Raw genomic sequence first — 25657 nt, forward strand, 5'->3', positions numbered from 1 at the left:
ACTTCAAAATGGATTATTTCAACGGGGCAAGGTCACCTCTCGTGCATCCACCGCGCGTCTTCGTTCGCCCGGATGCCGGGCGCCACCGACGGCGGGTTCAGTGATGCTGACATCATCGCGCTGGTGCTCGATCCGCGCTCCGTGAGCCTGATCGATCTCTCATATCAGACGATGTTCGTGCTCTTGACGATCATTCTTGCGATCGCTGTTTGGCGCTCGCGCCGGCTTTGTTCCCAAACATGCTCAGGTTCGAAGATGCGGGCGCGATCGATCGCATCAAGGAGGTCACCCGCCTGGAGGACAGGGCGCGGGGCCGTTTCAACTGCGGAAGCTGTGGGATTCCTTAAGCAGCGACGTCGCCGATCAGTGAACCAGCCGGAATGTTCCATTCCTTGCTGAGCTTTCGAATCTGATCCAGATTGATTTCCCGCTGGCGGTCTTCGTTAAAGCACGCGCCACTAACGCACGCCATGTTATTATTGGCACATCAAAACATTGGCCACCAAAATCACGGGGAGGGGTTGCCCGCTCACGAGGTGCTTTTTGAGTCAAGTTCCACCGATTTGTCGGCGGTGGACGCTCCATCGGCCACTCCGAGAATAGCGAGATTTCGGTCCGCTATTCGTTTTGCGGTAGACGGCCCTCCGCCTGGACCCATCTCGAGGCGGACGTCACGAAAACTAATTATGCGCCCGGTTGACGAGATCGGGCCCACAGGTCCAAGCAAACTATCTGTCTCGTGTTCAACTATTCGGATCGGCGGCCCCTTTTCTCCAACGGCCCATTTGTCGCCCCACTGTTGCAACGAAACCAGCACCGGAAAAAGCTCCTCGCCCTTGGCGGTGAGGCGATACCCCTCCCGTCGCCCATGTTCTTCAAGTGAAACTCTTTCGACGACACCGTTCGCGATGAGCCGCCTCAAGCGCGTCGTCAGTATATTCCGGGCGATGCCCAGGCGTTCCTGAAATTGATCGAAACGCGTGGTTCCGAAGAAGCACTCCCGGATAATCAATAGGCTCCACCACTCGCCTACTTCATCGAGGGCGCGGGCAATCGAGCAGTTCATTTCACTGAAGGCTTTGCGTTGCATTCCAGCAATATAGCGAGAACAGTTGCGTCGTGCAACTTTTCTGGTAAGTTTTAACATGAAACTTTTGCGCAGCGGCTGATGCCGCGGATTAAGGACCACCACAATGGATCGTCGTTTGCTCGTGCTTGCCGTCGGCATGTTCGCCATTGGTACAGACAGTTTCGTAATCGCCGGAATTCTTCCTGAGGTGACGCAATCCCTCGGCGTCTCAATCGCAGTCGCTGGGCAAATGGTCACCGTCTATGCGTTGAGTTTCGCCGTGCTTTCGCCGGTCATCGCCGCGGCGGCGGCTCACTGGCCGCGAAAGCGACTTCTCCTCGCCGGCTTGGCGGTGTTCGTCATCGGTAATCTCGTCACAGCCATTGCACCGACCATCGAATGGGTGTTGGCGAGCCGTTTCGTGGCGGGGCTCGGCGCAGCGATGTTCAGCCCAACGGCGACGGCGACAGCCGCCTCACTTGTGCCGGCGGAGAAACGCGCGCGTGCACTAGCAATCGTGGTGGCCGGGTTGTCCGGTGCGACCGCCCTGGGATCTCCGCTTGGAACATTTATTGGCGGGCTGGGTGATTGGCGCGCCACCATGTGGTTTGTCACTGTCGTTGGGGCCGTCGCTACTGTTGGCGTCTACGTGCTGTTGCCGGCTGTCCCCCCCCTTGCCGGCAGTATCGTTGCGCGCGCGCCTTGGTCCACTCAAAGACATTCGCGTGGCGCTCACCCTTTTGACCACACTAGTGGCGTATTCAGGATTCTTTGCGGTTTACACGTATCTCGGAGTGACCTTCGATCGCGCGACAGGTGGAAGGCCCGAGGTCTTGGCCGCACTTCTGCTCCTTTGGGGTATCGCAGCCACCGCTGGCAACCTGGCAGCCGGATACTTTACCGATCGGTTCGGCAATCGGATGATTGTCAACGGCTCGCTTGCGATCGCCGTGGCGAACTTCGCATTGATGCCGTGGAGCAGTGCGCACCTTTGGAGTTCTGCCCTGGCTCTGGTTGTCTGGGGCATTTGCGGTTGGGGCTTGTTGGTTCCCCAACAGCACCGGTTGATCAGTTTGTCGCCCGCATCGGCGTCGCTCTTGCTGGGTCTGAATTCGGCTGCCCTTTATGTCGGCGTATCGGCTGCCGGTCTCATTGGGGCGGCTGGCATCACGGTGCTTGAACGCCATCAACTCGGCCTAATAGGCGGTCTCTTCGTCGGTGTGGCCTTTGTCATAGCGCAGGTGGCGAATTGGCAGATACGAAAAGGTTCTGAGATAGAGCTCGGTCTGGCGACACCGTGAACAGGCGCGCCACAGGCATGCGCGCGATAGAGGCGTGTGTGAGTGATGCGTGGCGAGATGATATGTCTGGGTGAAACCATCAGGCATCCCATGATCTGATCGTGAGAAAGGTAAGGCGTTGCTTTCGCCGAGCTCCGGGCCCGGGGCTGCCTTGGTTGATTATGCAATGGTTGACTGGCTGTTTTCGGGGCGAAGCTCTATCGACCTCGACGACTGGCGTTGGCGGCCGACGCTGCCCATGCAGAGCACAACTCTGTAAGCGCTCGTCTATTGAGCTGCTCGTGGAAGGTCTTGAAATACGCCGAACGGTTGACCGAAGAGGGGCGCAAAGAGCTCGGCACGCCAGTGTGTGCGGACCGCCGAGCTCTTGTAAAGCATCTTCAGGCGAATGGAGCGACACCACTCAAGTCAGCAAGACCATGCGTCTTCCTGATCAAATCGCCTGCGCGCTCTCCGATGACGACACACGGTGCCATCGTGTTTCCCGTGGTGATACGCGGCATGATCGAGGCATCTGCGATACGAAGACTTTCAATACCGTAGACCTTGAGCTCGTTATTGACCACGGACATGCTGTCGCGTCCCATTTTGGCCGTGCAGGACTGGTGCCAGTAAGTGACAGCGGACTTTCGGATGAAATCGATCATCCCTGCCCGGTCGCGTGTGCCTGGAGCTGCCTCGCTCGTGACCAGCGGCGTGAAGGCGTCGCCATTTCCGAGTTCGCGACACAGCTCAACCGCCGCCAAGGCGGCAGCCATGTCTTCCGGCTGACTGAGAGAATTTGGTTCAATCAGGATAGGGTTGTTTGTATTGGGGCCGGAGAGCCTCAGCCGGCCACGGCTTTTCGGCTGCGCAAGCCCTGAAAACATCGTCCAGCCATGCGCCGGGGTTTCCAGACCTGTTTCTGTCGGCGAAGGAACGGCGAACTCCAACTGGCACTGCAGAATGTCCGGTTGAGAGAGGCGGGAGTCGCTTTTCCAATAGAGTTTTGCTTCGCAGCCTCCCCCGCCGACGCCTTCCGGCTTTCTATATGCCCAGGTGCAGCCGAACGCGAGATGATCTTGATGATTTCGACCCACACCCGGGAGATGCTGCACGACAGATATCCCGTGAGCTTTCAGTTCGTCCTTCGGGCCAATGCCTGACTGCATCAGCACCTTTGGCGTATTGATCGCACCCAGCGACAATACCGTTTCGCATCGCGCAGTGAACGCACGCCGCTGTCCGTTGACGAGAGCCTCAACGCCTGTCGCCCGTTTGCCATCGAAGATGAGGCGCGTGACCAACGCCTCGGTTACGACCGTAAGGTTCGGTAGCGACATGAGCGGACGAACATAAGATCCGAATACGGACTCCCGCTTGCCATCCCGGATGCGCAGTTCTGCGATCGATGCACCTCCGGGACTTTCCATCAGTTCGCCGTTCGGAGTGTCGAAAACCGGAATGCCCATCGCCGATGCAGCGTTCAACAGAGCCTCTGCGATTGGTTGTGGCGAACGTGGCTGGGCGACATATACCGGTCCTCCAGCCCCGCGGCGTAGCGCATCCGGTGTGCCGCGCCAGTCTTCAATCCGCCGATAGTAGCCGAGAACCGATTCATAACCCCAGGCTTCATCGCCCGCTTCAGCCGCGAAATGATTCCAGTCTTCCTTGTGGCCTCGCGCCCAGACCATAACATTGATGCTCGAACCACCACCCAGTCCCTTCCCCATGCTGAGAGGAAGCCGCCTCCCGTAGAGCTCAGGCGCCGGCTCTCCAACGAAACCCCAGTCACGGTTCGTACCGAGATTGAGTGGCCATTGCGACGGGTTTACAACGGACTCGGCCGTATCGTCTCCCCCAGCCTCAAGAAGCAAGACGCGGGCGTTTCCGCATTCTGCCAGTCGGGCGGCAACGACGGAACCACTGGATCCGGCTCCACATACTATGAAGTCAAAATCGGCTGGGACCTCAGGATGTCGTGGCGCCGGATTTTCACGTCGGTTTATGTCATGCGTATTCTGATCCACGGGGTTACCTTTGTGAATTGGTGGGCTGAAATTGCAAGTTGTCCGCGAGCGCTATTGGCATCCGAGATGCAATCGATCTCAATCGGAGATCGACGTTTTTACATACTGCCTGTAGAGCCGCGTGTGATGGGAGGTGAGGACATTCCAGCATCCGATCATCGGAACAGGAATGCCTGTCCCGATGATAAAGCTCGAACGACCATCCTTACTGCGCCGAAACAGTTTTCGCCGCTTCGTCGATGGTGTCCGCGACCACCGTTGGCTGCGTCATGAACAGAGCGTGGCTTGCTGCGACCTTGGTGATCTTGGCTTTAATCCGCTCTGCCATATGGACCAGCATGGCTTGGTCAAATGCTTTGTCCTCTGTGGCGATGACGGCCCAGCTTGGCTTGGTTCGCCAAGCAGCATTCTCCAGCTTCGTGGCAAACGCCGACATGTTGATTGGGACCTGCGAATCCCGCATGAACGCGACGTCGGTGTCGCTGGCGTCATGTGCAAATCCAGCCTTGAATTTCCCAGGGTTAACGTACCCAAATCCATCTTTCGTGGTTTCGATGACGAATTCAGATGCCGGGGCAAAACCTTCATACTGCTGGGCCGTCGTCTCGCCTGCGTCCGGTGAGAGCGCGGAGACGTAAACCAGTCCCGCGACCTTTGTATCAATGCCGGCTTCCGTAATGACCGTTCCACCCCATGAATGGCCTACCAGAATGGCCGGTCCATCTTGCCGCTCAAGTGCACGCTTGGTGGCGGCAACGTCGTCTTCGAGGGAGGTCAACGGATTCTGGACGATGGTGACACGATATCCACGCTTCGTGAGATTGTCGTAGACGGCCCTCCAGCCGGAACCATCGGCGAAAGCACCGTGAACGAGTACGACGTTCTTTACGGCCCGGTTAGCAGGGATCGTGTCCGCAGCGTTCGCAGGCACTGGGGCGGATATTGCGGCTACGGCTGCGACGGTGGCCAATATGGTCCTGGTGGTCATGGCTTCCTCCTCTTGATTCATGCGATAACTGTTATCGCGATAAATAATGCCTGTCAGTTTTCATTCTTCGTGTCAACAAAATTTATCGCAATATTGTTTTTTGCAGTACTTTTTGCTAATTCTGCGCCGACAGGAGCTCAAAATGACGAAACGACATAACGACCCGCCGCCGCTCAGCGATCAGCTCTGCTACGCAATCTACACCGCTGGCATCGCTATCCAGCGTGCCTACAAGCAAGTGCTTGACGAGTTGGGTTTGACCTATCCGCAGTACCTCGTACTCAACGTTCTCTGGCGCGAAGACGAGCAGACGGTTGGTGCCATCGCCCATACCCTCGCTCTGGAATCCAGCACGCTTACGCCGCTTCTAAAGCGGCTGGAAGCATCAGGCTTGCTGCGACGGACACGAAATCTGAGCAATGAGCGGCAGGTTGTCGTTGCATTGACGAGCGAGGGACGCACGTTGCAGCACCGGGCCGGCTGCCTCAGCGACACATTGCTCGCAGCCTCTACACAAACGCCCCAGGAGTTGGCATCCTTGAATCGCGATGTCCGGCATCTCCGCGACGCCATCTATTCACAGATCGGCGGATGGGACGCGCCCGCTTGATCTGCGAAGGCGTCTCGATCTAGGCTGTCGGCACAGTTCCTCCATCGATGGTGTATTCGGTACCTGTGATCGATGCAGCGCGGTCCGATGCCAGGAAGGCAATCAGATTTGCCACTTCCGTCGGTTTGGCAGGGCGCCCGAGAGGTATGCCGCCCAAACTATCCATGATGATCTTCTTGCCACCCTCAAGATCCGTACCCGCCTTGTACGCCAAGCGCTGGGCCAGGTGAACGGACGCTTCCGTTTCGATCCAACCCGGAGACACTCGCACGACGCGGACGCCCTTGGGCGATACCTCCTTGGACATGGCCTTGCTATAAGTCGAGAGTGCCGCCTTTGCTGCGGCATAAGCCGTGGTCGCTTCCGGTAGAGGTAGCAATCTTTGGATGGACGTGACATGCACAACCACACCGGTTCCCCGTTCGACCATGTCTGGAACCAGTTCGCGATCCAGTCGAACAGCGGGAAAAAGATTGAGAGACATTTCGTTGTACCACTCGGCATCAGTTAGCGCCCCAAAGCCACCGCCAGCTGCTGCCGAACCACCCAGCATATGAACGATGATATCGACGTTGCCGAGACGTTGACGCGTAACGTCCGCGACGGCCGCGCACCCCTCTTCAGTCGTGAGATCGGCCTCGACAAACAATTCTTCCGGCAGGTTCTCAGGACGCGTCCGCGCGGTCGTCAACACCTGCGCGCCGAGGTCCCGAAACAGGCTGACGGTCGCAGCCCCGGTGCCCTTGGTTCCAGCAGTAATGAGGGCTCGCTTGCCTCTTAGGTTGAGAAAGTCTGTCATCACCGGATCTCCAGCCAGGCGATCTTGCCGTCCTTGATGGTGAAGGCATATGAGAGCGTCACCGGGCTGCCGGGAAACTGGCCGCCAACTTTGGCTCGGACGAGCACTTTGTTGCCGTCAACGGTGGATTCGAACGGTTCAGAAACGTACTGCGTCGCCTCCTTCGCAGCCACCCACCATTCACGGATAGCGACCACGCCTTGATGGCGCGATCCCTCATCTTCGACAACGGCTTCGATCGCAAAGGTCTCCGACAGCGCATCCGCGTTGCTGCCGCTGTCAGCGTCAAAGTACATGTTCACGATATCGGGCATATCCATTGTGGTTCTCCTCATTGGTTGACCCGATAGTAGCGCTCGACCATTGCGTAAATAAGTGGGATAAACCGGCATGCAGCAATGAACAGATCGGGACAATGGAGCAAGCCAACCTTAAGGAACTTGAAGCGGTAATCGCTATTGCCCGGCGCGGCACATTCCGCGCAGCGGCCATTGATCTTGGCATGTCTACGACAGCGTTGAGCCACACAATAGGCAGGCTTGAGGCGGAGCTTGGGGTGCGATTGTTCAACCGCACCACACGCAGCGTGTCGCTGACGGATGCCGGCAGGCTCTTTGTGCAGCAGGTGGCGCCCTCGCTTCAAGATCTCTATGCCGCCTTGGATTCGGTGCGGGCGCAACGTGAGACACCTTCCGGAACAATACGGATCAACGCGGCGCCCTTCGCGGCGCGCGCAATCATCTCGCCGCTCGTGCTTGAGTTCCTGCGCCGCTATCCCGACATGAATGTCGATATTGTAACTGAGGGAAAGATGGTCGATATCGTCAAGGACGGGTTTGATCTGGGAGTCAGGGTTGCGGGCCTCGTTCCCAGCGACATGATTGCAGTTTCGCTCGGCCGGCCTCAGCGACATGCTGTGGTTGGGTCTCCTGAATACTTCGAGAGGCATGGGAAGCCGGTGGTCCCTCCCGACCTCCTCAGCCATCGATGCATTCGCGTTCGCCTCCCCGATGGCTCCCTGTTTCGGTGGCGTTTCGAGAAGGACGGGGAGCAGGTGCAAATCGATGCACGCGGCCCGATATCGCTGGACGAGGCTAGCCTCACGAGAACCGCTGTCCTGGAAAGCGCCGGTATAGCCTACATCTTCGAGCAAGACATTTTCCCGGACATTGAGGCGGGGCGGGTCGTCCGTGTACTGGAAGACTGGACGCCACCGTATCCGGGGCTTTGCCTTTACTACCCTGGGCGCCGACATCTGTCAGCCGGGGTCAGGGCGTTCTTGGAACTTGCGCGTGAGCTCGCGAGAGTGAGCTAATTGAACCGCCAGTGGAAGAGCTTTGCTTGTCTCTTCAACGCTCCAAGCGGACAGATTTGCAAGGCGTGAATGACCGGTTCGCGGCCAGTAGGTCACTGATCTGCGATTCCACAAGGAATGAGCGGAAGGCAGACCCTCGGCTTCTAGGATCTCGTTCGAGTAGCCTGGACAACCGACATGGCGCGCAAAACCGCGTCCCTGCGTAACGAATTGATTGTCCGCTTCGGGCTATTAAATCGCGTCCAGGGAACGCATGAAAACCATGTGGTCGTAAGTGCCCCCAGCGCTGCAATTGCTGCAAATCTTTCGCGCCGCGACGGGCCGTCCACATATGCGCAGAAGTCCGGATGGTGGGATCATCGTCAAATCAGCGGTCGCGGTCTTTGGTTTATAGGGACCTTGTATCGAAGGAAGGTGCCGCGCTTTCGCAGTCCACGCCTCTGCGCCGCCGCGCGCAGTCACGGACATCGTTTAATCGCGACCGTCTGCGAGCCAGATCACTACCGTCATCAGCTCCGCTCACGTGAGCGACAAAATCACCCAGATCAGAACGGCGGCTGAGATGATCAGCAGCACGATTGCTGCGGCGCGTATTACCTTTCCCATCATTGTCATCCTCCCGCCAGAACCGCGCTGGTGCCATGAGATAAATTGGCAGAACCGCAAACTTGCTCCGTGGCTGCGGCTCTGAGTGCCAGCGGGGATGTGCGTGAACGAACGATGGCGACCAACCAAAATTGCAGCGTTTTGGTTAATTTAGCGTTGCCTCACGTATATTGGTTTTCTATTGGAGAGATTTGGAGCCGTTGCTGCATCTTTCCGGCAAGTCGCCAGACGCTTGAATGCCCAAGCCGCGCTTGGAAAAGGGGCAGACACACCCGTACCGGACTTCGCCACCGTGATCAGTGGTCAGGCGAACACCAGACTCGAACCTAGTTCTTGTTCGGCGATCGCTTCGGTAAGGCCCGTGCGGGCAAAACTCTCGCGTATCTGCTGGCGAAGCCAGCCATTCGCTGGATCAGTGTCGGCATGTTTCGCCCAAACCATGTTCACCGCAGGGAAGGTCAATGAGACAGGCAATGGGCTGACCTCTAGACCCAACAGAGGACCGTAGCGTTCTGCGATCCTTGTCGGCACGGTGGCAATTACGGGACTGAGTTGCGCTGCTGAAAGAACAGACATGTATCCTGGGGCGGCAGCAACGACGTTGATATCGACACCAGCGATTTGAAGGGCATCTTTAATGCACCCCTGCAGTGTCTCGTTCTGGGATATGGTGGAATGCTCAGCTGAAAGATACTCAGCCAGGCCGACTGGATTGGTGAGGGTCATGAGATCCGTATTGAAACAGCACGACACCCCGGTGTCATAAAGCTTCTCAAACGACCTGCGGCTGGTCATGGTGTAGGTGCAACCAACGGCGAGATCGATCGATCCATCCTCCAGAGAAGGCTCGGTCGCCTCATGTGGAAAAACACGCGCGAGGAGCTTGATCCCTGGAGCCAGTCGCCGCAGCCGCGCGGTCAGATCTGGAATGAGCAGCAGTTCGATTTCCGGGGACATGGCGATCCGGAATATTCGCTCTTCCGTGGCGGGATTAAATTCCTCGCCTCCCGTTAACGCCAGTTGCGCCTGCCTTAATGCCTTCCTTATCGGAACCGCGAGGCTTTGCGCTCGCGCGGTCGGCTGCATGGTTTGGCCAACGCGTATAAAGAGCTCATCCTGCAACAGCACACGCAGCGTCGAAAGAGAATGGCTCATCGCCGGCTGTTGGATTTTCAGACGTCGTGCGGCCTTGGTCACGTTCCCCTCAGCCATCAATGCGTCAAAGGCGACAAGAAGATTGAGATCGAAAGAGCGAAGATTGAAATGATCGATAGTTGTCATGACCCACATCGATTTGCGCGTTGATGTTACGGTACATATTTACTCTCCAGGTCAGTTCAAGGCCGCACTTGCCACCTCGCGTAAATCGGGAGCCTTTCATGCAAACTCGTCGTTCTTTTCTCATCAATACAGCTGTATTTGGCGCGGCCGCAGGGACCGGGATCGGACTCCCTGCCACCAGCTTCGCCAAGGCGCCCATGGTCGGCACGCAGGCGGCGGGGTTTTATCGGATGAAGCTCGGCGACTACGAGATCACGGCGCTTTCCGACGGAACGGTGAAACTGCCGATGTCGAAGATCTATCAGAACATGGCCGAGAACGAAATCGACACCTATTTAACCGACCGGTTTCAATCGGGCGCGGCAGAAGTTTCCGTGAATGCCTACCTTGTCAACACGGGTGAGCGCCTCGTGCTGGTGGATACCGGCACAGGCGACCTGATGGGTCCCGCGCTGGGCAAACTTGTGTCGAATATCGAAGCATCGGGCTATAAGCCCGCGGAAATCGACGACGTCATTTTAACCCACATCCACGCCGACCACTCAGGCGGACTGGTTTCGGGCGATGATCGCGTCTACAAAAACGCCATTCTGCACGTCAACCGCCGGGAAGCTGAATTCTGGCTGAAGGCAAAAGCCAAAGCGAAAGCCGACCAGGTACTTGGGCCACAGATCGCCCAGGCCGAAAGGTGCCTCGGGCCGTATGTCGACGCCGAGAAGCTTGAAACATTCGATGACAATGGCGCACCGCTTCCTGGTTTTGCGTCCGTTCTGCTTTCCGGCCATACGCCCGGTCACAGTGGTATCATTGTCGAGAGCAAGGGCGAAAAGATCGTGTTTTGGGGCGATGTCGCCCATGGGGACGTGCTGCAATATGATCATCCGGATGTCACGGTCGCATTTGACGTCGACCAGAACGCCGCTGCAGCAACCCGCGCGACGGCTTTTGCTGAGGCGGCCGACGGGCGCTATCTGGTCGCCGGTGCGCATCATGCTTTTCCGGGGATCGGACATGTTCGCCGCGATGAGAACAATTACGACTGGGTGCCGTTGGTATACCGGGCCGTCTACTGAACGTTGGCCCAAACGCACGTCATCTACAGCGATCGCACGCCGACCTCCCACGCGAGAAGTAGCCGGATATCTACCCCGCTTCTCGCCAATGGCCCGGAAACCGTCGAGTTTGGCTTCCCTCCAGAAGCAAATTGCGCATCGGGTCGTCAAGAGGTGACGACGGGGCAACCCGGATGTGATTAAACGGAGCCTGGCGCGAGCACTCGCCAGGAGGTCGTGAATTTGGAAGAGCCGGAAGAAATCTCTCGCGGTCCACTTTCGAAAGGAGCGTTATCGAAGGGCCCCACCTTGCAGGTCTCGCAAGACCGGGACGAAGCGGCTGCTCCACCTGAGCGGACCTCGCCGCTCGGCCTCGAGCAATACATCGCGGGCAGGACGCTTGTCAGTGGCGATGGCCCGGCGTGGAACGACCTGTTCGTTCAGGTCTATTCCCGCCGCGACAAGCAGGAAGCGTTTCTTGTCCCAGCTGTTGCGGAACCGCTGATCGTCTGGGTTATGTCGGGCGAAGCGAATGTCGAAGAGCGCGAACTCGGCGGCGATTGGGTATCCAATATCGTGTCGGTCGGAGACTTCTTCCTGACCCGTTCCCCGACGCCTTACGAAATGCGCTGGCGTTCGACTGGGACGGCGCCCTTTCAGGTGATGCATCTGTATTTATCGGTTCCTCTGTTTGAGCGCGTCGCCCAAGAGGTGCTTGGCGGCGATGGGCCGCCCGTGCTGCTCGACGTCTCCGGCGGGAAAGATGAGCAGCTCTCGCATCTATTGGCCTTGATCCATCAGGAACTTGCCGCTGAAGGCAAAGGCAGCCAATTGTTCGTGCAAGGATTGGCTCAAAGTCTCACGGTGCACCTGATCCGCAACTACGTATCGGAGGATCGGCAAGACAATCGGCAGACGGCTTTGCCAGGCTTTAAGCTTCGGCGCGCCATGGCTTATCTCGAAGCGCACCTGGCTGACCCGTTCAACCTGGCGCAGCTCGCCGTCGCGGTGGGCATGAGCGAGTTTCATTTCAGCCGACTGTTTAAGAAAGCAACCGGCCTTTCGCCCTCCCGCTACCTCATTCGCCAGCGCGTCGCCAAGGCACAGCAGCTCCTGCAGGAAACGGATACGAGCATCATCGAGATTGGCCTGGCCGTTGGCTATTCGAGCCCAAGTCACTTTGCCCAGGTCTTCCGCCGCGAGACAGGTCTGCCGCCGAGCCACTATCGTCGAGGATGATTTTTCATCCGTCTGCGATTTGAGCAAGATCGCGACAGGTCGCGCAAGGCCCCGTGAGAAGGGCCGGCGTGAAACGCTTAGGTTCCTCCTTGTCGAAACGAAACGCCCACCGCGGTGGTGGACTTCAAAGACAAGGAGTGAAGACAATGGCCAACCTCAACGGAAAGATCGCATTGGTAACTGGCGCGTCGAGCGGCATTGGCGCCGCTACCGCCGTAAAGCTCGCTGAAGCCGGCGCAAAGGTCGGCATCGCGGCTCGCCGGACCGAAAAACTCGAAGACCTGAAGAAGCGGATTGAAGCTAAGGGCGGCGAGGCTCTGGTGATCGAGATGGATGTCGTTGATCCGAGCGCAATCGAAACTGGCGTCAGGAGGCTTGTCGAAGCCTACGGCTCGATCGATATCCTGGTCAACAATGCGGGCCTGATGCCACTGTCGGACGTCGACCACTTCAAGGTCGACGAGTGGCACCGGATGGTGGACGTGAACGTAAAGGGCGTGCTCAACACGACGGCCGCCGTTCTGCCTCAGATGATCAAGCAGCATTCGGGCCACATCTTCAACATGTCCTCGATCGCGGGCCGCAAGGTCTTCAAGGGTCTTTCCGTCTACTGCGCCACGAAACATGCGGTCACGGCCTTCTCCGACGGACTGCGCATGGAAGTCGGCCAGAAGCACAACATCCGCGTGACCTGCATTCAGCCAGGCGCTGTTGCCACCGAGCTCTACGACCACATCACCGATCCGGGCTACCGCAAGCAGATGGATGAGCTGGCCAGCCAGATGACTTTCCTTCAGGGCGAGGACATTGGCGACACCATCGTCTTCGCCGCCCAGGCTCCGGCGCATGTCGACGTCGCTGAGCTGTTTGTCTTGCCGGTTGAGCAGGGCTGGTAACAAACCGGCCCTGAAGGGTCCCTGCCTCAATGCAGGGACCGTTCAAGGGAGATTGTCATGAAGGAATTACCCGCCTCTCAAGCCTACCGCGTCCTGGAACCTGGCCCGATCGTCATGGTCTCAACGAGTGATAACGGCAAGCCCAACGTGATGACCATGGGCTTCCATATGATGATGCAGCATGTCCCGCCGCTGATCGGTTGTGTCATCGGGCCTTGGGATCACAGCTACCAGGCTCTCCGAAAAACCGGCGAGTGTGTCATCGCTGTACCCGCTCTCGATCTCGCCGAAACCGTTGTCGACGTCGGGAACTGCTCGGGCGATCAGGTGGACAAGTTCCAAAGGTACGGTCTAAGGACACGACCTGCCAAGGACGTGTCCGCACCGCTCCTCTCCGACTGCTTGGCCAACATAGAATGTCGAGTTGTCGATACCAGGCTCTTAGAGCCTTACAACCTCTTCATCCTTGAGGCCACGAGGATGTGGATCAACGAGAACCGAAAAGAGCGTCGAATGATGCATCACCGCGGTGACGGCACGTTCACCGTCGATGGCAGCACACTCGATCTCAAAGACCGCATGGTCAAGTGGCGCCATCTCCCCTGAGAGGCTCCGTCCCAGAATACACCTGAAAACCCCTTACGAAAGGAAGAGTGCCATGTCTGCTTATCTCGTTGTCGATCTCGACATCCACGACATGAAGTCTATCGAAGACTACCGGTCGAAGGCATTGCCGCTCGTCGCCGAAGCCGGTGGGAAGCTCATCGCCATCGATGAAAGCCCTCTGAAGTTAGAAGGCTGGACAGCCACCAACGTGCTCATCATCGAGTTTCCCGACAAGGATGCGATCCGTCAGCTCTTCGCATCACCCGAATACGCGCCATTGGCCGCACAGCGGCAGGCTGCGGCCGCATCGCGCATCATCGCACTCGACGGAGTCTGAAAAGAGCAAGATCGCGACAGCTCCCGCATAGGGGCGAGAGATCTTATCCGCTCATGCCGTAAATTATGCGGGTGCCGCTCCAACCAAGAAGGAGACCGGAAATGGCTGAACTGACTAACGTGGCCTACTTCACTGCAAAGCCGGGCCGCTCACGCGATCTGGGTGACGAACTGCTTCAGCTCGTCGCTCCATCCCGCAACGAGGAAGGCTGCCTACGCTATCAGATCCACCAATCCAATGACGTTCCCGACGTGTGGATGGTGCTCGAAGACTGGCGGCATGCATCCGACTTCGAACTGCATATGAGCACGCCTTACGTCCAGGCTTTCATGGCGAAGGTCCCGGACCTGTGCGTCGAAGACGTGGAAATCTGCGGCTACCAGCAACGGTCTCCGCGGGCCTGAAACAGAAAGGAGTATATGAAATGAGCACGCAAAACCCTAAAGTCTGGCTTGTAACCGGATGCTCTACAGGCTTCGGTCGCTACATCGCGGAACACCTGCTGGAAGCCGGTGAAAAGGTCGTGGTGACGGCTCGCAAGACTGACAAAATCGCGGATCTTGAGCAGAAGGGCGATGCCCTGATCCTCCCGCTCGACGTCATCGACCAGGATCAGTGCCAAAAGGTCGTTGATGCAGCAGAAGCACACTTCGGACGCATCGACGTTCTGATCAACAACGCCGGGATCGGTTTCTTCGGTGCTATTGAAGAAACCGCCGAAGTCGACGCCCGTCGCCTGTTTGATGTCAATTTCTTTGGTGTCGCCAACACGATCCATTCGGTGCTTCCGCATATGCGAGCCCGCCGCAGTGGTACGATCGTCAATCTGACATCAATCGGCGGCCTGGTCGGCTACACTGGCGTGGGCTACTACTGCGCCACCAAATTTGCGGTGGAAGGCCTGTCGGATACGCTTCGGAAAGAAGTCGCCCCTCTCGGGATCAATGTCATGACCGTCGAGCCCAGCGCCTTCCGGACGGAATGGGCAGGCTCGTCGAACGAGGTCTCCGCGTCCATTGAGGATTACGAGGCGACAGCGGGCGAGGCACGTCGTGCTTACCACGCATCGGTCGGAAAGCAGGCCGGCGATCCCGCGCGTGCGGCGAAGGCCATCCGGGAGGCCGTGCTGGCGCAACAGCCGCCCCACCATCTTCCGCTCGGCAATGACGCCGCGGACGCAGCCCTGAAGAAGGCGGAGGACCTCAAGGCAAACGTCATTGCGTGGGAAGCTTTGTCTCGTTCCGCCGACTTCCCGGCCAACTGAACCAATCCAGCCAAACCCAATGCGAACCAACACTGCCGCGGCCTTCGCCACGGAGAATGAAGGAGTGTGTCATGTCAAAGCGATTTGATGGAAAAGTAGTAATCGTAACGGGCGGTGGTTCAGGTATCGGCGCCGCCATTGCCAATCGGCTTCTTGAGGAAGGAGCGTCCGTGATGATCTCCGGCAGAACCGAGAAACGTTTGTCGGACGTTGCCTCTAAGATGCCGGCCGACCGCAGTGGCATCTTCGTCGCAAATGTTTCCTCACGGTCGGACTGCGACGCCCTTGTCGCAGCGACCGTCGAACGATTCGGCCGCATCGACACTCTCGTCAATGCTGCAGGTATGAATCTCGTCGGCACTATCGAAGAGACCAGCGATCACGATTGGGATGAATGCATAGCCTCGGACCTTTCCGGGGTTTTTTACATGAGCCGTGCCGCGGTTCCGCATCTCAAGAAGACCAAGGGTTCGATCGTCAACATCGGCTCCGTCTCGTCCCTAGGTGGCGGCTGGAGCCATGCAGCCTACAATGCTGCAAAGGGTGGGGTTGCAAATTTAACCCGATCAGCGGCCTGTGACCTCGGCAAGTTCGGGGTCAGAGCCAATACTGTGGCGCCCGGACTTACCGTCACGGGAATGGTGGAAGCGATCATGGATGATGACGCGCTTCTCGAAAAAGCCTGGGACCGGATACCGTTGAGACGGGCAGGCCAACCTCAAGAGATTGCCTCGGCGGTCGCTTTTCTTGCCAGTGATGAAGCTACCTGGATCACCGGGATCGTCCTGCCGGTCGATGGTGGCCAGACTTGCACAGATGGCGGTCCGGAATGGGGCAAATGAAAGCACGAAAAGCCCGGACGACTGTCCGGGCTTTTCCCTTTGATCGCGTGCTTCGATTAGCGGCGGGCGTCGAGGCTGTATCGGCCCGCCCCGAACCCCACTATCTGGAGCAGACCGCCGGCCATCGCGATGTTCTTGAAGAAGTGGATGAACTGGTTCAGATCGCTGAGGTTGTTGTGGAACGTCAGTGCCGTGGCAACGCTGAACAGGCCCAGGACCAGGGCAACGATGCGGGTCTGAAAGCCGAGGATCAGTGCGCCGCCGCCGACGATCTCCGTCACGACTGCCGCGCCATAGGACAGCGAGGGGAAGGGTAGGCCGACCATATGGATATAGCTTATCGTTCCGGCCGGGTCCGAGATCTTGCTGATGCCGGAAAGCAGGAAGATGGCGGCAAGAAGAACACGGCCGGCCAGCGGGGTCACGCCGTTGACGAGGATCGACCGGGAAAGAATTTCAGCGCGCTCAGCGATTGCATCGGGATAAGACATCGACGTTTCTCCTGGGTTGGGCCGCAGCCGCCGTGGCTGCGTCATGAGGAGAAACTGCCATCAAGAGATCGGACTAAAAAGCCGGATATTCTCGCGCATTATCGTCGATAATTTCGAACAATGACGAGTATGCGGCATCTCCGCCCCGTTGATTTGCGGTTGCAACGATGATGGCGATCGCTGGCGGAACGCCCGCATCCCAGTTATGGCACGGCTTCGGCAATGGTCCTATGGACGTTCCTATTCTTAGTCTTCGCGCAACGCTTCTTAGTGACGTGAGAGCAACCGTACGTCGGGAACAGGGTTGTCTCCCGCGGTCGGCACAAAGCCGCCACATGATAGTCTTCGCAGGCAAGGTCTTCCTGTGTTTTTGCGCAGTCTCTGGGAGCTGCGGCGAGTTGCACGGAATAAGCTTCCCCACGTCTACAACAGAGACGCCTCGTCGCGCCAAAAGATAACACGCTGAGAGTGATTGTCTGAAAGGCCCACACTTTATACGCGCTCGCCGATGGGTTGCCCCGTCGACCCATTTTGAACTCGGTCGCTGGCTCAATCCTAGCCGCGGTTTTCGACGACCGTACTCGTTCGAATGGCATGGCGAAGTCGTGTGACCTAATAGGGATGCCGCCCGTCAAGCGGGCGGCTCCATTTGTCAATCCTTCAGCAGGTTTAGAGCGACGAGCGGCTGTCCGAAATGCTGCAGAGAGCCAGAAGTTTTGAAGCTGCCGAGATCGGAAGGCGCAAAACCAAGGCGAGCGATCAGGTCAGCGACCGTCGTGCGCGCTTCCTGAAAGTTTCCGGAAAGGAACAACACGCGTCTACCGCTTTCCTTGACCGGATCCGCAGCCAGAACAGCGGCCGGGAGCGTGTTGAACGCCTTCACGAGCTCAGCACCGGGGAACAGTTCGGCGACAATTTCCGAAGACAGGCGGCCGCCGAGATCGCGCGGCTTGAACGCAGGAAAATCGATAGCGTTCGTCGCATCTACAATGATGCGGCCTTCCCAGTCCGATTTTCTCTTAGCGACTTGCGGTACAGCATCATACGGCACTGCCAAAATAATGACGTCGGAATGAAGAGCTTGCTCCAGTTCCGCAGCCTTCACCGTGCTGCCAAACTTGTCGGTGATCATCTGAAGCGAAGCCGCACCGCGTGTGTTGGCGATAACGGCATCGATGCCTGCGGCGTGGAAACGTTCTGCCAGTGCAGAGCCGATCGCGCCAGAACCAATGATTGCATATGTCGTCATGGTCGTTCTCCTTGATATGCTGAGATTGTCAGTTGAAGTTGTCGGGGAGGGGAATGAACTCGTCGTCTCCCGGCACGCCGGGGAATTGCCGTTCGCGCCATAGATTGGCGGCATGGCGGATGCGATCTTGATCGGTGGCTACGAAATTCCAGCGGATGAAACGCTTTTCCGGAAGCGGTTCTCCTCCAAACGCAAGGAACCGGGATGGTTGCCTCGCCTTCACTACGATTTCTGCGCCGGGCTTGAACACGATCAGACGGTCAGGCCCGTGGGTCCCGTCCTGACCGGTGATCTCGATTGCACCGTCGACAACGAAGATCGCTCGCTCGATATGCTCGCCATCGATCCTGTAGCGGGCGCCGGCCTGAAGCTGAATGTCGGCGGAAAACAGATCAGAGAAGGTGGTGGTGGGTGCGCGCCGGCCGTGCAGGGTGCCGGCGAGAAGCTTCATGTTGATGCCCTCGCCACTGACCGTCGGCAATTCGTTGACGCTTAGGTGCTGGAAACGTGGTGTCGTCTCTTCGGACTGTTTCGGAAGAGCAATCCAGCTCTGCAGGCCTGCGAGCTTCCCTCCGTCCTTGCGAATGTGCTCCGGCGTGCGTTCAGAGTGAACAATGCCGGAGCCGGCCACCATCAGATTGACTTCGCCCGGGCTGATCGATTGTACGTAGCTTTCACTGTCACGATGCAGCAGTTCGCCTTCGAGAAGATAGGTGAGGGTCGATAGTCCAATGTGCGGATGGGGGCGGGTATCGATCCCCTCGCCGGCCCCAAAACGAACCGGTCCGAAACTGTCGAGAAATATGAACGGACCAACCATCTGGCGCATGGCCGAAGGAAGCGCGCGGCGGACAGAGAAACCTCCAAGGTCTCGGCTCGAAGGCAAGATCACCTGTTCGATATCAGCGTTCGACAAATAGGACATCGTCAGCTCCGACGGTTGAATTTCGATGAGCTGAAAATAAGTCCACTAGACGTTTCGGAAAACTCAGATAATTTCGGCGGAAACGATCGAGGAATTCGAAATGTCAGATCCCGGCCAGCCGACGCTGGATCAGCTAAAAGTGTTCATCACCGTGGTTGAAACCGGGAGTTTCGCGGCCGCATCCCGCAAGCTTAACCGAGCCACCTCGGTCATCAGCTACACGATCGCCAATCTTGAAGCGCAACTGGGCGTGATGCTGTTCGATCGGCTATCGACGAAGAAGCCGCAGCTAACCTTGGAGGGCAGGACAGTCCTTGCTGAGGCGAAGAGCGTTGCTCATGGCATCGATAACCTCCGTGCCAAGGTGAAGAGCATGCTTCGTGGCGTGGAGCCGGAGGTTCACCTCGCACTTGATGTCATGCTGCCCGCCGCGCGCGTCATGGATGCGCTGAAGGCGTTTCGGAAGGAGTTCCCGAGCGTATCGCTTCGCTTATATGTCGAGGCGCTCGGAGCGGTCACCCAGATGGTGCTGAACCGAAACGCCGGGATCGGCATTAGCGGCCCGCTCGATGTCGAAATCGCCGGGCTTGAACGCATCGGCGTGGGGTTCGTCAAACTGATACCGGTGGCCTCGCCTGACCATCCTCTGGCGGGCGGTTCACATCCGCCCGGAGCCGCACGAAGACACATTCAGTTGGTCCTGACCGACAGGTCTCCGCTCACTCAAGGACATGAGTTTGCTGTTGTCGGAAATCACACGTGGCGTCTGGCCGACCTGGGCGCAAAGCATATGCTCCTCAAAGAGGGCATTGGTTGGGGCAACATGCCCGAGCCGATGGTACGTGATGACATCGTGGCGGGTCGTTTGGTGCAGCTTGACCTTCCCGATTGCAAAGGCGGCCCCTATCGCCTTCAGGCAGTGTATCGCACTGATGCGCCCCCTGGCCCTGCGGCCAGTTTCCTGGTTGACCATTTCCGAAGTCAGGATGTGGATGAGCCCATCGCCGCTGCTTAGCAGACGCGTTGACCCCTCTTCCGGCTTCGACCGCTTGGCGTGGGCGCGAGCGTACTGTCATTCTCGATATGGGGAACGACGTCCTCAATGAGCAGAAGAGATGCCTGGTTGGCAATTGAACGGGCTGTGCAGTCGACAAGTTCAAATGTTTCGGCCTGACGCCGAAGCCCGGCCGTGCCGCTGATCGAGGAGTGCCTTGCCAGCATGGAATGCGCAGTCGATGCCGTGAAGCCCATAACCTCTTCATTCTGGATACTGAGCGGTTATGGATCGAGACTGAGCGCAAGGCGTAGCTTGCATCACCGCGGCAACCGTGCCTTTGCGGCCGAAGGCAGGTGCTCGGTCTAGAGGGCGCATGGTAAAATGGCGTCACGTTCCGAGGCGACGCCATCGCTGTCTTTAGCAGTCGCCGGGCAGGAAAGCGGCCCGGCAATCATCGAGTTCAAGCGCATTCTCGTGGATAACGGCGACCTTTGAGGGGGCATTGGCACTGCCGGTCCACCGATCGAAGTTGGTCGCTAGCAACAGCAGCAGGACGACAGCCATCGCCACAGCTTCCACCAGCGACGGGCTGAGGCGCCGGCGGTGGGCCTCCTCGATCGTCTCGAGATTCCGAAAGGCGGGATGAAGTTTGTCACAATCGGACATGATGGTTTCCTCCGAGCATCAAGGGATAAGCACCATCGGACCGCTGCTGCGGCGTTCGAGAATGTCGGCATGGGCGCGCTGCGCTTCGGAGAGCGGATATTTCCGCGCGCTGATCTTACCGAACACACCGGTGCGCCAGGCATCGAACACCTCGTCGGCAGCGGATTGCAGGTTGGCCTTCGTCACATGCTGCCCGGTGCTGCCGCGCACGAGGCGGATGCCGCGACGGCTGAGTTCCGCCTCGTCGATGGCGGCGCCACCGGATGCGGCGCCGATCACGGCGATCGTCCCGCCGTCACGGATGGAGCCGAGCGTCGATGCGAAAGTCGTTGCTCCCACCAATTCATAAACGACATCGACGCCATTGGGAGCGAGGCTGCGGATGTGGTCGTTAAGCGCGAGTGTTTCATATGCAAACGCATGGTCGACCGCCTGCTCCAGATCGGCGAGCTTGCGGCTCGAACCGGTTCCGATGACCGCTATGCCGCGCGCCCTCAGCCAGCGGGCAAGCAGATTGCCGACGCCGCCCGTCGCGCCCTGAACGAGCACGCGGGCGTCTTTGTCGGGCTTCGCCATGGCATTGATCGCCATCCACGCGGTGAGGCCCTTCGTAAGGATTGTCGCTGCCTTCTCTGCGGAGATGTCGTCGGGCACCTTCACGAGGACGTCTTCGCTGACAATGCGCTGGGTGGCATAGCTGCCGGGGGCGAAGAAGTAGGCGACCCGGTCGCCAACGGCGAAGCGGGTCACGCCCGGTCCGACCGCTTCCACAGTGCCGGCACCCTCCACGCCGGCGACGGCAGGCAGGGCGACCTTGAACGTTCCATCCCGGAACATGGTATCGACGAAGTTCACGCCGATGGCTTCCTGTTTGATCAGAACCTCGCCGACGCCCGGGGCGCGGGCATTTTCCTGCTCGATGCGCAGGACGGACGGGCCGCCCCACTGGCTGTATTGGACGACGTAGGACATGGTCTTCTCCATTAGGCAGGCATGGCCTGCCGCCAAGCGGATTCAAATGATGAGGGTTTGCCGTCGCCTGAGACGGCCGGCCTCGGGGTTCTAGCCCTCGAATGCCGAGCTGGCCCAAGCCTGGCACCGGACGGCAATGTCCTGATGAACCAGCACGTTCGGCGTTTTATCGCCGATTCCCTTATGGGTCAGAGGACCGCCAGCAGGCCGCCATCTACGAGGAGGGCGATGCCCGAGACGTAGCTGGAGAGGTCCGAGCCGAGATAGGCCACAGCGTCGCCCACTTCGGAGGGCTGGCCGAGGCGGCGCAGCGGGGTGCGCTTGCGAAAGCCTTCTGAAGCCTCGGCAATGCCGGGGCTAGTGCGCAAAAGCTCGGTGTCGATCGTGCCAGGTGCGACCGCGTTGACGCGGATACCGTCCGGGCCGAGCGCGTCGGCGAGCGATTTTGCCATCAGCACGACGCCGCCCTTGCTGGTGGAATAGGCCACGGTGATTCCGGCGCCGGATATGCCGCCCATGCTGGCCATCAGCACAATGCTGCCGCCCTTGCCGTTCGCCTTCATTTGCCTGGCAGCGGCCTGCGCGCCGAACAGCGGGCCGTCGAGATTGATCGACAGCAGGCGGTGGTAGTCGTCTTCCGGCACGTCGGCGCCATCGGTGCGGAGCGTAATGCCCGCATTGGCGACCATGACGTCGACGCCTCCGAACTCGGCCGAGGCTTCGACGAGTGCATCGTTGTCGGCGCGTTTGCTGACGTCGGTCTTGACGAAGCGGGCGGCCGAGCCGATCGCCTCGATCTCCTCGACCGTAGGCCGGCCGCCTTCGCGCGGGGCCTCGGTGATGTCGGCGACGATCACGGCCTTCGCCCCGTGTTCGGCGGCGCGGATGGCGATGGCGCGGCCGATGCCGCTTGACGCGCCGGTCACGATGACCACCTTGTTCTTCAGAATGTCACTCATGGCACTGTTCCTTCAGAAAAATGGGCTGGCTCAGCCCTTCGGCTGAAGCTGGAGGCCGAGCTGGCCGACGAGCGAATAGAGATTGGCGACGCCCCAGTGTTCGGTGATCTTGCCGTCGACGACGCGCATGGCATCCACCGTCTCGAACTGGATCGTCTTGCCGGTTGGTTCAATGCCGAGGAAGGTTCCCTTGTGGGTGCCGTAGTAGGTCTTGAAGGTTGTCACGAGATTGCCGTCGGCCGTTTGCCAGTGGATGACCGCATGGAAATCCGGAAAAGCCTTGCGCAGGCCGGCATAGAGGCCGCGCACGCCTTCCTTGTCCGGCACCATGTTTGGCTGCGGCGTGTGATCGAGAAAATCCGCGGAAAAGACTTCGTCGAAGATGGCGAAATTGCCCTTTCCTTGCACCTCTTCGGTGTTCCGGCGGACCACTGCGATCGCCGCTTCGCTTTCTGCACTTCTGGTCATGGTCTTATCCTTCGATGTCAGGGGTCAAAGTTCGAAGCCGCCGATGGTCATGCCGCCATCGACGACGATCATCTGGCCGAAGACGTAGCTTGCGGCCGGGGAGCTCAGCCACACGGCCACTTCGGCGAGCTCGCGCGGCTGTCCGCCCCGCTTGGCGGGGATGGCTTTCCGTGCAAGATCGGCGAAAGCCGGGTTCTGGGCGCTGTTGGACACGACCATCGGCGTTTCGGTCCAGCCGGGCGCGAGTGCATTGACGCGGATATTGCGGCTGGCGTTTTCCATCGCCACGACGCGGGTGAGGCCGTGGATGCCGTGTTTGGAGGCGGCATAGGCGCTCATGCCGCCAGGTCCGGTCAGCGCGGCAACGGAGGCGGTGTTGGTGATCGCGCCGGCGCCGGTCTTGGCGATCAGCGGAAGCTCATATTTCATGCCGAGGAAGACACTGCGCAGATTGACGGTCAGCACCCGGTCGAAATCCTCGATCGGGTAGTCCTCGATGCGGTAGGTGCCGCCGGTGATGCCGGCATTGTTGAATGCTGCATCCAGCCGTCCCGCATCCTTTTCGATGCGCGCAAGGAAGGCCTTCACCTGCGCCTCGCTTGAAACGTCGACGGTGAAGATGTCGATCTTCCCTGCCGCCGTGATGTCCCTGGTTTCCTCAAGACCGTTCATGTTGAGATCGGCTGCGAAAACATGGGCGCCGCGCTCGGCAAACAGCCGTGCCGCCTCCCGGCCTATCCCCGAGCCTGCGCCGGTGACCAGTACCACTTTGCCGTCGAAATCCGCAGACATGGCTTCGCTCCTCGCCCGCCCGTGCGGGACGATGTTTCCGGTTGATTGTTGGTGTGGAGTGGGGCCGGAGACGTGAACCTCCGGCAGATCGGCTTAGCCGAAGACCTTGATAGCAGCGGCCGCCACCAGTTCGCCCTGGTGACGGGCGCCGGCGAGGTCGATCTCGGTCGGCCGGCGCGATCCGTCGCCGCCGGCCACCGTGGTTGCACCATACGGGGCACCGCCGACGATTTCGTCGGCGCTCATCTGGCCCTGGTGGCTATAGGGAAGACCGACGATCATCATGCCGAAATGCAGGAGGTTGGTGATGATCGAGAACAGCGTGGTTTCCTGCCCGCCGTGCTGCGTGGCGCTGGACGAAAAGGCGCCGCCGATCTTGCCGTTCAGGGCGCCGCGCGCCCAGAGGCCGCCGGCCTGGTCGAGGAAGGCCGCCATCTGCGAGGAGATGCGGCCGAAACGGGTGCCGGTGCCGACGACGATGGCGTCGTAATCCGCAAGTTCCGCGACTGTGGCGATCGGTGCTTTCTGGTCGAGCTTGAAATGGTTGTGGCGGGCAATCTCCTCCGGAACAGTCTCGGGGACCCGCTTGACATCGACCTGAGCGCCAGCCTTGCGGGCGCCTTCCGCGATGGCATAGGCCATCGCCTCGATATGTCCGTAGGTCGAATAATAAAGGACCAGTACCTTCGCCATTTTTGTTCTCCTTTGATTTGAGGCAGTCGCCCTTGCGGCTTGGGACCAAACTCGCATCGAACCGCTTGGGGGAATAGTCGAATAAAATGATTGGTTACGGTCGAAAAAATCGAACGATATAGCGATGGCTGCATTTGTTCGGACGTTCTATTAAATCGACCATAACCCTCGAATCTTTGCCGCTGTTGCCGATTTTTTAGAGGTGTAGCCTTCTCGACGACGCAAGAAGCGGTGCGATCGAGGGAGGCGGTCATGGATTTGCGCAGACTTCGCTACTTTGTTGCCGTGGCTGAGGAACTTCATTTCGGTAGGGCCGCCGAGCGGGCGCATGTCGTTCAATCGGCCATCAGCCAACAGCTAAAGCTTTTGGAGGACGAACTCGGTTTCACCCTCATCCGGCGTTCGCGCCAGGATGTTAGCCTGACTTTGCTGGGCGAGGTTTTTCTACCCGCGGCGCGCGAAATCCTGCAACGAACGGAGGAGGCGGTGCGGCGGCTGAAGGCATCAGCGAGCGGCATTGTCGGACGCCTGTCCATCGGCTTTGTCGATAACGTCCTATGGACGCTGCTGTCGCCGATCATCCGGGATTTTCGTGAGCGCTGGCCGCATGTCGATCTGAAGCTCATCCCAATGGACCGGGACGTGCAAGTGGAGGCAATCGCCGCCGGTACGGTCGATATCGGCATCATTCCCGCCCCCTCCCATCTTGCTGCGGCCGTCAAGACGGAGGTGCTGATATCCGCGCCGCTCATGGTCGCGCTACCATCCGCGAACGTGCTGGCATTGAGGCCCAAGGTCGAGATGGCGGAGCTGGCAGCGGAACCCTTCGTGACCTTTCCCCTGCAAATGAACAGCCGCATTCTCGATCTGCTGAAGACGGCCTGTGCGGGTGCGGGTTTTGCCCCGCGCGTGACGCAAGAGGGCGGACAATTGCACACGCTGCTCTCGCTCGTCAGCGCCGGACTTGGCGTGACGCTGGTGCCGAAATGGGTGGCGAAGCTTCCCCAGCCAGGCGTCGTGTTTCGCGATCTTGCGGATTTTTCCACGCCCTATGAACTGCTGCTCGCCTGGAAGGACGACGAACCGAACCCGTCGGCCGTCACATTCCGCGAGTTGGCACATGATGTCGTGCACATGGCACTCAGCGGCACGCGGCGCGCCGGCAGGCTCTGATCTCGAATCCCGATCACGAGGTCATTAATCATCGCCTGCAGACATGCACAGGGGTTGC

Annotated in this window: 28 protein-coding genes and 3 pseudogenes; 15 read left to right on the forward strand and 16 right to left on the reverse strand. The window is 59.0% G+C overall.

Annotated elements, in window-relative coordinates; translation table 11 throughout:
- Positions 1-343: 343 nt before the first annotated feature.
- Positions 344-433 (reverse strand): annotated as a pseudogene (locus AC3WVQ_RS29340) (helix-turn-helix domain-containing protein); the annotation flags it as partial.
- 96 nt (positions 434-529) lie between these two features.
- Positions 530-1237 (reverse strand): winged helix-turn-helix transcriptional regulator, encoded by a 708-nt coding sequence (locus tag AC3WVQ_RS29345; protein ID WP_492383379.1) that lies wholly within the window; start codon positions 1235-1237, stop codon positions 530-532.
- Between AC3WVQ_RS29345 and AC3WVQ_RS29350 the strand changes: the two are divergent.
- Together AC3WVQ_RS29350 and AC3WVQ_RS29355 are read left to right on the forward strand one after the other, a co-directional pair.
- Positions 1227-1712 (forward strand): annotated as a pseudogene (locus AC3WVQ_RS29350) (MFS transporter); the annotation flags it as partial. The gene AC3WVQ_RS29345 and the pseudogene AC3WVQ_RS29350 overlap by 11 nt on opposite strands.
- A gap of 82 nt (positions 1713-1794) precedes the next feature.
- Positions 1795-2370 carry an MFS transporter gene (locus tag AC3WVQ_RS29355; RefSeq protein WP_492383582.1) on the forward strand — a complete coding sequence of 192 codons (576 nt, stop codon included), beginning with the start codon at positions 1795-1797 and terminating at the stop codon, positions 2368-2370.
- A 380-nt stretch (positions 2371-2750) separates the two neighbouring features.
- Here AC3WVQ_RS29355 and AC3WVQ_RS29360 read toward each other — a convergent pair whose 3' ends face one another.
- Together AC3WVQ_RS29360 and AC3WVQ_RS29365 are read right to left on the reverse strand one after the other, a co-directional pair.
- Complete coding sequence (locus AC3WVQ_RS29360; RefSeq protein WP_192445592.1) at positions 2751-4379, reverse strand: GMC family oxidoreductase; 1629 nt, start codon at positions 4377-4379, stop codon at positions 2751-2753.
- Between the two features lie 205 nt (positions 4380-4584).
- Entirely contained in the window at positions 4585-5367 is a 783-nt protein-coding gene (locus AC3WVQ_RS29365) for an alpha/beta fold hydrolase (RefSeq protein WP_192445591.1), read from the reverse strand.
- A gap of 142 nt (positions 5368-5509) precedes the next feature.
- On the opposite strand from AC3WVQ_RS29365, the gene AC3WVQ_RS29370 reads away from it, so the two are divergent.
- Positions 5510-5977: a MarR family winged helix-turn-helix transcriptional regulator gene (locus AC3WVQ_RS29370; protein ID WP_090428629.1), complete on the forward strand. Its 468-nt coding sequence runs from the start codon at positions 5510-5512 to the stop codon at positions 5975-5977.
- A 19-nt stretch (positions 5978-5996) separates the two neighbouring features.
- On the opposite strand, the gene AC3WVQ_RS29375 is transcribed toward AC3WVQ_RS29370, so the two are convergent.
- Both AC3WVQ_RS29375 and AC3WVQ_RS29380 read right to left on the reverse strand, forming a co-directional pair.
- Positions 5997-6776, reverse strand: a complete 780-nt coding sequence (locus AC3WVQ_RS29375; RefSeq protein ID WP_090428617.1) for an SDR family oxidoreductase — start codon at positions 6774-6776, stop codon at positions 5997-5999.
- Positions 6776-7096, reverse strand: coding sequence for a nuclear transport factor 2 family protein (locus AC3WVQ_RS29380; protein ID WP_060608845.1), 321 nt, complete (start codon positions 7094-7096; stop codon positions 6776-6778). The genes AC3WVQ_RS29375 and AC3WVQ_RS29380 overlap by 1 nt, the downstream gene beginning before the upstream one ends.
- A gap of 95 nt (positions 7097-7191) precedes the next feature.
- Here AC3WVQ_RS29380 and AC3WVQ_RS29385 point away from each other — a divergent pair, with 95 nt between their 5' ends.
- Both AC3WVQ_RS29385 and AC3WVQ_RS29390 read left to right on the forward strand, forming a co-directional pair.
- Positions 7192-8091 (forward strand): LysR family transcriptional regulator, encoded by a 900-nt coding sequence (locus AC3WVQ_RS29385; protein ID WP_034799828.1) that lies wholly within the window; start codon positions 7192-7194, stop codon positions 8089-8091.
- 244 nt (positions 8092-8335) lie between these two features.
- Positions 8336-8485: pseudogene (locus AC3WVQ_RS29390) on the forward strand (IS1595 family transposase); the annotation flags it as partial.
- Positions 8486-9000: 515 nt separating this feature from the next.
- Here the strand turns inward: AC3WVQ_RS29390 and AC3WVQ_RS29395 are convergent.
- The gene (locus tag AC3WVQ_RS29395; protein WP_090428626.1) at positions 9001-9978 is read right to left on the reverse strand and encodes a LysR substrate-binding domain-containing protein; all 978 of its coding nucleotides are present in this window, start codon (positions 9976-9978) and stop codon (positions 9001-9003) included.
- Positions 9979-10076: 98 nt separating this feature from the next.
- Between AC3WVQ_RS29395 and AC3WVQ_RS29400 the strand changes: the two genes are divergently transcribed.
- The 8 genes from AC3WVQ_RS29400 to budC all read left to right on the forward strand — a co-directional run bounded on the left by AC3WVQ_RS29400 (position 10077) and on the right by budC (position 16214).
- On the forward strand, positions 10077-11051 hold the full coding sequence (locus AC3WVQ_RS29400; RefSeq protein WP_113080612.1) for an MBL fold metallo-hydrolase: 975 nt from the start codon (positions 10077-10079) through the stop codon (positions 11049-11051).
- 288 nt (positions 11052-11339) lie between these two features.
- Entirely contained in the window at positions 11340-12269 is a 930-nt protein-coding gene (locus AC3WVQ_RS29405; RefSeq protein ID WP_246810470.1) for an AraC family transcriptional regulator, read from the forward strand.
- A gap of 146 nt (positions 12270-12415) precedes the next feature.
- Complete coding sequence (locus tag AC3WVQ_RS29410) at positions 12416-13165, forward strand: SDR family oxidoreductase (RefSeq protein WP_192445589.1); 750 nt, start codon at positions 12416-12418, stop codon at positions 13163-13165.
- Positions 13166-13222: 57 nt separating this feature from the next.
- Complete coding sequence (locus AC3WVQ_RS29415) at positions 13223-13771, forward strand: flavin reductase family protein (protein ID WP_192445588.1); 549 nt, start codon at positions 13223-13225, stop codon at positions 13769-13771.
- A 52-nt stretch (positions 13772-13823) separates the two neighbouring features.
- The gene (locus AC3WVQ_RS29420) at positions 13824-14108 is read left to right on the forward strand and encodes a DUF1330 domain-containing protein (protein WP_090428604.1); all 285 of its coding nucleotides are present in this window, start codon (positions 13824-13826) and stop codon (positions 14106-14108) included.
- A 101-nt stretch (positions 14109-14209) separates the two neighbouring features.
- The gene (locus AC3WVQ_RS29425) at positions 14210-14512 is read left to right on the forward strand and encodes a putative quinol monooxygenase (RefSeq protein WP_113080614.1); all 303 of its coding nucleotides are present in this window, start codon (positions 14210-14212) and stop codon (positions 14510-14512) included.
- A gap of 20 nt (positions 14513-14532) precedes the next feature.
- The gene (locus AC3WVQ_RS29430) at positions 14533-15372 is read left to right on the forward strand and encodes an oxidoreductase (protein ID WP_090428598.1); all 840 of its coding nucleotides are present in this window, start codon (positions 14533-14535) and stop codon (positions 15370-15372) included.
- A 71-nt stretch (positions 15373-15443) separates the two neighbouring features.
- Positions 15444-16214, forward strand: coding sequence for a meso-2,3-butanediol dehydrogenase (gene budC, locus AC3WVQ_RS29435; RefSeq protein WP_113080637.1), 771 nt, complete (start codon positions 15444-15446; stop codon positions 16212-16214).
- Between the two features lie 56 nt (positions 16215-16270).
- Here the strand turns inward: budC and AC3WVQ_RS29440 are convergent, their stop codons facing one another.
- The 3 genes from AC3WVQ_RS29440 to AC3WVQ_RS29450 all read right to left on the reverse strand — a co-directional run bounded on the left by AC3WVQ_RS29440 (position 16271) and on the right by AC3WVQ_RS29450 (position 18879).
- Positions 16271-16705, reverse strand: coding sequence for a DoxX family protein (locus tag AC3WVQ_RS29440; protein WP_060608871.1), 435 nt, complete (start codon positions 16703-16705; stop codon positions 16271-16273).
- A 652-nt stretch (positions 16706-17357) separates the two neighbouring features.
- Positions 17358-18068: an NADPH-dependent F420 reductase gene (locus tag AC3WVQ_RS29445; protein WP_192445587.1), complete on the reverse strand. Its 711-nt coding sequence runs from the start codon at positions 18066-18068 to the stop codon at positions 17358-17360.
- Entirely contained in the window at positions 17983-18879 is an 897-nt protein-coding gene (locus AC3WVQ_RS29450) for a pirin family protein (RefSeq protein ID WP_034799854.1), read from the reverse strand. The genes AC3WVQ_RS29445 and AC3WVQ_RS29450 overlap by 86 nt, the downstream gene beginning before the upstream one ends.
- Before the next feature lie 100 nt (positions 18880-18979).
- Between AC3WVQ_RS29450 and AC3WVQ_RS29455 the strand changes: the two genes are divergently transcribed.
- Positions 18980-19894 (forward strand): LysR family transcriptional regulator, encoded by a 915-nt coding sequence (locus AC3WVQ_RS29455; protein ID WP_192445586.1) that lies wholly within the window; start codon positions 18980-18982, stop codon positions 19892-19894.
- Between the two features lie 399 nt (positions 19895-20293).
- Here the strand turns inward: AC3WVQ_RS29455 and AC3WVQ_RS29460 are convergent, their stop codons facing one another.
- The 6 genes from AC3WVQ_RS29460 to wrbA form a co-directional block, all read right to left on the reverse strand.
- On the reverse strand, positions 20294-20542 hold the full coding sequence (locus tag AC3WVQ_RS29460; protein ID WP_034799861.1) for a hypothetical protein: 249 nt from the start codon (positions 20540-20542) through the stop codon (positions 20294-20296).
- An 18-nt stretch (positions 20543-20560) separates the two neighbouring features.
- The gene (locus AC3WVQ_RS29465; protein WP_492383380.1) at positions 20561-21514 is read right to left on the reverse strand and encodes an alcohol dehydrogenase catalytic domain-containing protein; all 954 of its coding nucleotides are present in this window, start codon (positions 21512-21514) and stop codon (positions 20561-20563) included.
- 188 nt (positions 21515-21702) lie between these two features.
- A complete protein-coding gene (locus AC3WVQ_RS29470; protein ID WP_034799866.1) occupies positions 21703-22473 on the reverse strand; it encodes an SDR family oxidoreductase in 771 nt (256 codons plus the stop codon).
- Positions 22474-22503: 30 nt separating this feature from the next.
- A complete protein-coding gene (locus AC3WVQ_RS29475) occupies positions 22504-22941 on the reverse strand; it encodes an ester cyclase (RefSeq protein WP_192445584.1) in 438 nt (145 codons plus the stop codon).
- 24 nt (positions 22942-22965) lie between these two features.
- The gene (locus AC3WVQ_RS29480) at positions 22966-23733 is read right to left on the reverse strand and encodes an SDR family NAD(P)-dependent oxidoreductase (protein WP_060608718.1); all 768 of its coding nucleotides are present in this window, start codon (positions 23731-23733) and stop codon (positions 22966-22968) included.
- A gap of 93 nt (positions 23734-23826) precedes the next feature.
- Positions 23827-24426: an NAD(P)H:quinone oxidoreductase gene (gene wrbA, locus AC3WVQ_RS29485; RefSeq protein WP_192445583.1), complete on the reverse strand. Its 600-nt coding sequence runs from the start codon at positions 24424-24426 to the stop codon at positions 23827-23829.
- Positions 24427-24678: 252 nt separating this feature from the next.
- On the opposite strand from wrbA, the gene AC3WVQ_RS29490 reads away from it, so the two are divergent.
- The gene (locus AC3WVQ_RS29490; protein ID WP_192445582.1) at positions 24679-25599 is read left to right on the forward strand and encodes a LysR family transcriptional regulator; all 921 of its coding nucleotides are present in this window, start codon (positions 24679-24681) and stop codon (positions 25597-25599) included.
- The last annotated feature ends 58 nt before the right edge of the window (positions 25600-25657 follow it).

This window comes from Ensifer sp. EB106-05-01-XG146, assembly GCF_058791875.1.

What these genes read in the sequence shown, in the direction of transcription:
- AC3WVQ_RS29345 (WP_492383379.1), bottom strand. Translation starts at nt 1,237, where the DNA reads ATGGCGAACATGCCGACGGCAAGCACGAGCAAACGACGATCCATTGTG.
- AC3WVQ_RS29365 (WP_192445591.1), bottom strand. Translation starts at nt 5,367, where the DNA reads ATGACCACCAGGACCATATTGGCCACCGTCGCAGCCGTAGCCGCAATA.
- AC3WVQ_RS29370 (WP_090428629.1), top strand. Translation starts at nt 5,510, where the DNA reads ATGACGAAACGACATAACGACCCGCCGCCGCTCAGCGATCAGCTCTGC.
- AC3WVQ_RS29375 (WP_090428617.1), bottom strand. Translation starts at nt 6,776, where the DNA reads ATGACAGACTTTCTCAACCTAAGAGGCAAGCGAGCCCTCATTACTGCT.
- AC3WVQ_RS29380 (WP_060608845.1), bottom strand. Translation starts at nt 7,096, where the DNA reads ATGGATATGCCCGATATCGTGAACATGTACTTTGACGCTGACAGCGGC.
- AC3WVQ_RS29385 (WP_034799828.1), top strand. Translation starts at nt 7,192, where the DNA reads ATGGAGCAAGCCAACCTTAAGGAACTTGAAGCGGTAATCGCTATTGCC.
- AC3WVQ_RS29395 (WP_090428626.1), bottom strand. Translation starts at nt 9,978, where the DNA reads ATGACAACTATCGATCATTTCAATCTTCGCTCTTTCGATCTCAATCTT.
- AC3WVQ_RS29400 (WP_113080612.1), top strand. Translation starts at nt 10,077, where the DNA reads ATGCAAACTCGTCGTTCTTTTCTCATCAATACAGCTGTATTTGGCGCG.
- AC3WVQ_RS29410 (WP_192445589.1), top strand. Translation starts at nt 12,416, where the DNA reads ATGGCCAACCTCAACGGAAAGATCGCATTGGTAACTGGCGCGTCGAGC.
- AC3WVQ_RS29415 (WP_192445588.1), top strand. Translation starts at nt 13,223, where the DNA reads ATGAAGGAATTACCCGCCTCTCAAGCCTACCGCGTCCTGGAACCTGGC.
- AC3WVQ_RS29420 (WP_090428604.1), top strand. Translation starts at nt 13,824, where the DNA reads ATGTCTGCTTATCTCGTTGTCGATCTCGACATCCACGACATGAAGTCT.
- AC3WVQ_RS29425 (WP_113080614.1), top strand. Translation starts at nt 14,210, where the DNA reads ATGGCTGAACTGACTAACGTGGCCTACTTCACTGCAAAGCCGGGCCGC.
- AC3WVQ_RS29430 (WP_090428598.1), top strand. Translation starts at nt 14,533, where the DNA reads ATGAGCACGCAAAACCCTAAAGTCTGGCTTGTAACCGGATGCTCTACA.
- budC (WP_113080637.1), top strand. Translation starts at nt 15,444, where the DNA reads ATGTCAAAGCGATTTGATGGAAAAGTAGTAATCGTAACGGGCGGTGGT.
- AC3WVQ_RS29440 (WP_060608871.1), bottom strand. Translation starts at nt 16,705, where the DNA reads ATGTCTTATCCCGATGCAATCGCTGAGCGCGCTGAAATTCTTTCCCGG.
- AC3WVQ_RS29445 (WP_192445587.1), bottom strand. Translation starts at nt 18,068, where the DNA reads ATGCCGCCAATCTATGGCGCGAACGGCAATTCCCCGGCGTGCCGGGAG.
- AC3WVQ_RS29450 (WP_034799854.1), bottom strand. Translation starts at nt 18,879, where the DNA reads ATGTCCTATTTGTCGAACGCTGATATCGAACAGGTGATCTTGCCTTCG.
- AC3WVQ_RS29455 (WP_192445586.1), top strand. Translation starts at nt 18,980, where the DNA reads ATGTCAGATCCCGGCCAGCCGACGCTGGATCAGCTAAAAGTGTTCATC.
- AC3WVQ_RS29460 (WP_034799861.1), bottom strand. Translation starts at nt 20,542, where the DNA reads ATGTCCGATTGTGACAAACTTCATCCCGCCTTTCGGAATCTCGAGACG.
- AC3WVQ_RS29465 (WP_492383380.1), bottom strand. Translation starts at nt 21,514, where the DNA reads ATGTCCTACGTCGTCCAATACAGCCAGTGGGGCGGCCCGTCCGTCCTG.
- AC3WVQ_RS29470 (WP_034799866.1), bottom strand. Translation starts at nt 22,473, where the DNA reads ATGAGTGACATTCTGAAGAACAAGGTGGTCATCGTGACCGGCGCGTCA.
- AC3WVQ_RS29475 (WP_192445584.1), bottom strand. Translation starts at nt 22,941, where the DNA reads ATGACCAGAAGTGCAGAAAGCGAAGCGGCGATCGCAGTGGTCCGCCGG.
- AC3WVQ_RS29480 (WP_060608718.1), bottom strand. Translation starts at nt 23,733, where the DNA reads ATGTCTGCGGATTTCGACGGCAAAGTGGTACTGGTCACCGGCGCAGGC.
- wrbA (WP_192445583.1), bottom strand. Translation starts at nt 24,426, where the DNA reads ATGGCGAAGGTACTGGTCCTTTATTATTCGACCTACGGACATATCGAG.
- AC3WVQ_RS29490 (WP_192445582.1), top strand. Translation starts at nt 24,679, where the DNA reads ATGGATTTGCGCAGACTTCGCTACTTTGTTGCCGTGGCTGAGGAACTT.